Origin of the sequence: Polynucleobacter campilacus (assembly GCF_002206625.1) — a bacterium.
GTDB classification, from domain to species: Bacteria; Pseudomonadota; Gammaproteobacteria; order Burkholderiales; family Burkholderiaceae; genus Polynucleobacter; species Polynucleobacter campilacus.
Genome location: NZ_NGUP01000006.1, coordinates 20,842 through 27,399, shown reverse-complemented (window position 1 = coordinate 27,399; position 6,558 = coordinate 20,842). Strand labels below are relative to the sequence as shown.

The window sequence follows — 6,558 nt, the reverse complement described above, 5'->3', positions numbered from 1 at the left end:
CATCTTTTTCACCCTGCTTGCTATTTGCAAATACAGGATCAGAACAAAATTTTTGGGTTGCATCCTGATCAATGCGGTCTAAGCCAGCAATACCTTCAGCTTTAAAACCATCCTTGATCATCTTGTTGAACTTAGGATCGTTTGCTTGTTGAGCAATTGCAGATCCTTGCATTGCGATTGCTACTAACGTAAGAAGTTAGTTGGTGTAGAAGCTGCAGGACATGGACTTGGTAGCGGTTTGCATTCGGCTGCACTGTGTGTTGGTAAGCCCGGCGTATTGCATGGCAATCGCACTTACTTATTGCAAGATGAGAACGGCCAGATTTCTGAAACGCATTCTGTCTCAGCTGGAATGGACTATCCCGGTGTTGGTCCCGAGCATGCTTGGTTAAAAGATTCTGGTCGCGCTGACTATGTTGCCATTACTGATGAAGAAGCACTCAAGGCCTTCCATGATTGCTGCCAAATTGAAGGCATTATTCCTGCGCTAGAGTCAGCTCATGCGATTGCTTATGCCTGCAAGCTGGCCAAGACTTTACCAAAAGAAAAGACTATTCTGGTAAACCTCTCTGGCCGCGGTGATAAAGATATGCATACCGTTGCGCAAGCAACCGGCTCCGAAGGTTAAGCAACTCTTATGTCAAAAATTACGGCACTCTTCAAGGAGTTAAAAGCAAGTGGGAAAAAAGGATTAATTCCTTTTATTACTGCTGGAGATCCTGATCCCGGTATGACGGTAGAGCTGATGCATGCATTGGTGCGCGGTGGTTCTAGTGTGATTGAGCTAGGCGTTCCATTTTCAGATCCAATGGCCGACGGTCCGGTAATTCAAAGATCTTCGGAGCGTGCATTGACTCAAGGCGTTACATTGCGCGTTTGCTTGGAAATGGTGAAGGAATTTCGGAAACAAGATCCAAACACCCCAGTGGTCTTAATGGGATATGCCAATCCGGTTGAGCAAATGGGTGCAGAGCGTTTTGCAACTGAAGCGAAAGCTGCTGGAGTAGATGGTGTATTGATAGTGGATTACCCGCCTGAAGAGTGCGTTGATTTTGCAGCGCGTATGCGCGCTGCAGGCATCGATCCGATTTTCTTATTAGCACCTACTTCTTCACATGAACGTATTAAAGAAGCAGCCAAAATAGCTTCTGGTTATATCTATTACGTATCCATGCGTGGTGTCACGGGAGGTGCAAACCTCAATACCCAAGATGTGGCCACTATCATCCCTAAAATTCGTCAAGAGACTGATATTCCGATTGCTGTGGGCTTTGGAATCAGCGATGCCGCTAGCGCCAAGGCGGTCTCTCAGAGTGCCGATGCAGTGGTGATTGGTAGCAGAATTATTCGCCTTTTAGAGGAAGCGCCTGCTGGACAGGCGGTACAATCACTTGAAACCTTCATTCGCGAGATTCGTATCGCATTGGATAGTTAAAAACTCATGAGCTGGATAGATAAATTACTCCCACCCCAAATTCAGCACACTGATCCTGCGAATCGCAAATCAGTACCAGAAGGATTGTGGGTTAAGTGCCCTAGTTGTGAAACAGTGCTCTACAGCACTGATATCGAAGCCAATCTTTCGGTTTGCCCTAAGTGCAGTCATCACATGCGCATTGGTGCACGCCAGCGCTTAGATAGTTTGCTCGATCCAAAAGGCCGTTATGAAATCGGTGCTGATATCTACCCAACCGATCCTCTGAAATTTAAAGATTCCAAAAAATATCCAGATCGTATTAAAGAAGCTAATGATGCCTCTGGTGAAACAGAAGCCTTGATCGTCATGGGTGGAAAACTTGAAACGATTCCAGTTGTTGCTGCCTGTTTTGAATTTCAATACATGGGTGGCTCGATGGGTTCTGTAGTGGGTGAGCGTTTTGCCCGTGGCGTGCAAGAGGCCATTGATAAGAAATGCGCCTTCATTTGTATTACTGCAACAGGCGGCGCAAGGATGCAGGAGAGTTTGTTGTCACTATTTCAGATGGCTAAGACCAACTCGATGTTGACCTTATTGTCTAAAAAAGGTTTGCCATACATCAGCGTTCTGACTGACCCAACTATGGGTGGTATTTCTGCAAGCTTCGCCTTTATGGGTGATGTGGTGATGGCTGAACCAAAAGCCTTGATTGGTTTTGCTGGCCCTCGCGTGATTGAACAAACTGTTCGTGAAAAATTACCCGAAGGTTTTCAGCGCTCTGAGTTCTTAATGCAAAAGGGCGGTATTGACATGATTGTTGACCGTCGCCAAATGCGTGGTGAGATTGCACGATTATTAGCGCTCTTACAAAAACTTCCAGAGCCTGCGATTGCGGGTAGCGCAGCCGTTTAAGCGCTTGAGTACAGCACACCAAACCCCAATTATTTTTTCTAGCCTAGAGGCTTGGCTAAGCCACCTCGAAACTGCTCATCCCGTTGGTATCGACATGGGCTTGGAGCGCATCAATCGTGTAAAGGCGGCATTAGATCTGCACTTTGATTGCCCGGTGATCACCGTTGCTGGCACCAACGGTAAAGGTTCCACATGCGCTTATCTGGAAAGTATTTTGCTGGCCTCTGGTTATCGGGTGGGTTGCCACACTTCACCGCATTTACTGAAATTTAATGAGCGTGCTCGAGTTAACGGGCAAGAGGTGACTGACAATATTCTGTTGGAGCATTTCACTGCCGTTGAAAAAGCGCGCGTGAGTTTAGTAGATCCGCCAACGCTAACGTATTTTGAGTTCACCACCCTAGCCATCATGCATCTTTTCTCCAAATCTAATTTGGATGCAGTGGTATTAGAAGTAGGCATGGGCGGCCGTCTAGATGCAGTCAATATTGTGGATGCGGATTGCGCTATCGTGACGAGTATTGATATTGATCACGCAGATTTCTTGGGCGGCACTAGAGAGGCAATTGGTTTTGAGAAGGCGGGCATTTTCCGTCCAGGACATATTGCAGTCTGTGGTGATCCAGTGCCTCCGCAGTCTTTAATTGATCATGCAGAAAAGCTCGACTGCGATCTGTGGTTGCAAGGGCGCGATTACAACTTCCAAGGTGACAAACAGCAATGGGGTTGGGCAGGCCGTCAGAAACGCTTTAGTGGACTTGGCTATCCAGCATTGCGCGGCGCTAATCAAATTTTGAATGCTTCTGCCGTGATTGCTGCCTTGATGGCCCTGCATCAGCGTTTACCAGTCAGTGCGCAGGATATTCGCAATGGCTTTGCAATGGTTGAATTACCAGGTCGCTTTCAGGTTCTGCCGGGTCAGCCTACAGTGGTTTTGGATGTCGCCCACAACCCCCATGCTGCCGCTACTTTGGCACAAGGCTTAGACAAGATGGGCTACCACCCCTATACCTACGCTATTTTTGGGGCCATGGCAGACAAGGATATCGATGGGGTCATAAAGCCCTTGCTGAATATCGTGGATTTCTGGTTTTGTACTGATTTACCGACCCCTAGAGCCGCGACTGCCAAGGGTTTAGCGCACAGGCTTGAGGCCTTGGGCGTAAATCCTCAAAATGGGGCTGATGGTGGTATTGAGTGCTTCCCAGATCCTGCTGCAGCGTATCAAAAAGCGCTCTCAAAAGCGGGTGAGGGTGATAGAATTGTGACCTTCGGATCCTTCTATACCGTTGCAGGCGTAATGACTTACCGAAACAACCAGGCCCATTGATCCATGATTCGTTTACCGAGCTTCTTTAAGCGAAAAACACAGGCTGATGACCTTAGACTAGGTTCAGTAGGGAGACACTCCGCTACACGCGCTGCCCCACGTAGTTTTCAACGCGCTGCTGAAGCAGAAGAACTTGCCCTTACAGAAGATCCAGAGCAACAAAGAGCACGCCATCGTCTTATTGGCGCCGCTGTATTAGTCCTGATTGCCGTGGTTGGACTGCCGCGTATTTTGGATAGCAATCCGAAGTCAGCACCCAACGATATTGCCGTCAATATCGTAACCAGCTTACCAATTCCTGGAACTAATTCAAAACCTGAAGAGAAGCCCAAGGCAGAAGTCGTTGCGGAGCCTGTAAAAGAAACCCCTAAACTTACGCTTGCTCCAGAATCAAAAGTGGAAGTAAAGCCAGAGGCTAAAGTAGAGGTTAAGCCAACACCTGTACCAAATAAAACTCCTGGTTTAGGTTTGGCTGCGGGAGAAGAGGTGATTGCCGCACCTAGTAATGGTGGCAGTAACGCTAGTAGCAACGGCGCATCTAATGGCTCAGGAAAATATGTCATTCAGATTGGTGCATTCGCTTCAGAAGAGCGCGCTCAAGGTTGGATCGCAAAGCTCAAAGAGCAAAAGATCCCAAACTACGTTTTAAATAAAAACGGCAGCGATGGCACTAAGCTCTTTGTTCTTCGTGCTGGCCCCTATACCGATAAAGACACTGCAGAAGCGGCAGAAAAGAAAATTAAGGCGATGGGTCTATCACCAAGACTTATCGAGACTGGTAAACAGTAATGGAATTCTTATCCACCTTAAAATTAACGTCGGTGGATTATTTCACCCTAGTATTGCTCTTAGTATCTGCACTAGTCGGCATCTCTCGTGGCTTATTTAAGGAGGTGCTAGCTCTAGCATCTTGGTTTGCAGCCGCATGGGTTGCTTATCACTATACAAATTATCTGGCTACCGAATGGCTTTCTACTTTCCACATGGATGAGTTGCTCAGTCTTGGTGTGAGCTTTCTCATTCTCTTCATCTTGACATTAATTATTTGTGGCTTGTTAGGCGGGCTAGTGCAAAAAATGATTATGTCCGCGGGCTTAAGCTTGACAGATCGATTCTTGGGATTGGTATTTGGTCTGGCGCGTGGGGGCTTGATTGTGGTCATTCTGGCAACATTGGCTGCATTGACACCGATTCCTCAAAGTCTGGCCTGGAAAAACGCCGTTACAAGACCGGCTATAGACATGGCAACCGGTTTAATTAAAGGTTGGCTACCAGCCGACTGGGCTAAGCAATTGGGTGAGGTAATGCCTAAAGTAATACCTACCATTACTCCTACATTAACAATAGGAAGCTAGAGATATGTGCGGCGTCGTCGGAACCATTTCCCACTCACCAGTGAATCAACTGCTCTACGATGCTTTGTTGCTCTTGCAACATCGCGGACAAGACGCGGCGGGTATCGCAACTATGAACGGTAACTCGTTCACCATGCATAAAGCCAATGGCCTAGTACGCGACGTATTTAGAACTCGTAATATGCGTAGCTTGGTAGGTAATGCCGGTATTGGTCAAGTCCGTTACCCAACAGCTGGCTCAGCAAGTAGCGAAGAAGAGGCTCAGCCTTTTTATGTCAGTGCTCCATATGGCATTGTGCTTGCGCATAACGGCAATCTTACCAACGCACCAAGTTTGCGTGTTGAGATGGCTTACCGTGATCGCCGCCATATTAATACCAGCTCTGATACAGAAGTGTTATTAAATGTTTTAGCTGATGAGTTGCAAAAGGAAACTAATAGTGTCGCCTTAGATGAAGCTGCTATGTTTAATGCGGTAACTGGAGTGACTAATCGCGTAAAAGGCTCCTATGCAGTGGTATCCCTGATTGCTGGTTATGGCTTATTGGCATTCCGCGATCCATTTGGGATTCGTCCTTTATGCCTTGGTCGGATTGATACACCGCAAGGCCCCGAGTGGATGGTGACATCAGAATCGGTAGCGCTTGAAGGTTTAGGTTTTACTTTTGTACGTGATGTAAACCCAGGCGAGGCAATTTATATAGATCTTGATGGCAATTTCTATTCTCGTCAGTGTGTGCCTAATGCAGTTCTAACGCCTTGTATTTTTGAGTACGTCTACATGGCGCGTCCAGACTCCACTATTGATGGAGTGATTGTTTACAACGTGCGGATGCGCATGGGTGATTATCTGGCTGAGAAGATTCGTAAGGTGACCAATGTCGATGAGATCGATGTGGTTATGCCGATTCCGGATTCAAGCCGTCCAGCAGCCATGCAAGTGGCTAAGAAATTGGGCGTGGATTATCGTGAAGGCTTCTTTAAGAATCGTTATATTGGCCGGACCTTCATCATGCCAGGTCAAGCGGTGCGTAAGAAGTCAGTACGCCAGAAGCTCAATGCAATGCGCATCGAGTTCAAAGATAAAACGGTATTGATTGTCGATGACTCTATCGTACGTGGCACTACTTCATTTGAAATTGTTCAAATGGCGCGTGAATCTGGTGCCAAGAAAGTGATCTTTGCATCAGCAGCTCCGCCTGTGCGCTTCCCAAATGTGTACGGGATTGATATGCCAACTCGTAGCGAGTTAGTTGCTTATGGTCGCACGGATGAAGAAATCAATAAGATGATTGGCGCTGATCAATTGATCTATCAAAGTGTTGAAGATATGAAGCAAGCCGTACGCGATATCAACCCCAATATTAAGAACTTTGAAGCTTCTTGCTTTGATGGTAATTACATCACTGGGGATATTACTGATTCTTATCTGGATGCCCTAGAAGCTGCCAGAAATACCTCTGCAGCAAAAGCGGATCGTCAGCGTGATTCAAGCGACTTTGCCACCTCTCAGCTTCATCTGCATTTAGCTACCGAAGACTAAA

Annotated in this window: 6 protein-coding genes and 1 pseudogene; all 7 read left to right on the top strand. The window is 47.0% G+C overall.

Features of this window, described 5'->3' with window-relative positions; all coding sequences use genetic code 11:
* Positions 1-193 precede the first annotated feature (193 nt).
* Positions 194-628, top strand: a pseudogene (locus CBI31_RS09835) (tryptophan synthase subunit beta); the annotation flags it as partial.
* A gap of 9 nt (positions 629-637) precedes the next feature.
* Positions 638-1,435, top strand: a complete 798-nt coding sequence (gene trpA, locus CBI31_RS09830) for a tryptophan synthase subunit alpha (protein ID WP_088526232.1) — start codon at positions 638-640, stop codon at positions 1,433-1,435.
* Positions 1,436-1,441: 6 nt separating this feature from the next.
* Positions 1,442-2,329, top strand: a complete 888-nt coding sequence (accD, locus tag CBI31_RS09825; RefSeq protein WP_088526231.1) for an acetyl-CoA carboxylase, carboxyltransferase subunit beta — start codon at positions 1,442-1,444, stop codon at positions 2,327-2,329.
* A gap of 4 nt (positions 2,330-2,333) precedes the next feature.
* Entirely contained in the window at positions 2,334-3,659 is a 1,326-nt protein-coding gene (gene folC, locus CBI31_RS09820) for a bifunctional tetrahydrofolate synthase/dihydrofolate synthase (RefSeq protein ID WP_206075499.1), read from the top strand.
* A gap of 3 nt (positions 3,660-3,662) precedes the next feature.
* Complete coding sequence (locus tag CBI31_RS09815; RefSeq protein WP_088526230.1) at positions 3,663-4,448, top strand: SPOR domain-containing protein; 786 nt, start codon at positions 3,663-3,665, stop codon at positions 4,446-4,448.
* Positions 4,448-5,014: a CvpA family protein gene (locus CBI31_RS09810; protein WP_088526229.1), complete on the top strand. Its 567-nt coding sequence runs from the start codon at positions 4,448-4,450 to the stop codon at positions 5,012-5,014. Before CBI31_RS09815 ends, CBI31_RS09810 begins: the two co-directional genes overlap by 1 nt.
* A 4-nt stretch (positions 5,015-5,018) precedes the next feature.
* Positions 5,019-6,557, top strand: coding sequence for an amidophosphoribosyltransferase (gene purF / locus CBI31_RS09805; RefSeq protein WP_088526228.1), 1,539 nt, complete (start codon positions 5,019-5,021; stop codon positions 6,555-6,557).
* Position 6,558 lies beyond the last annotated feature (1 nt).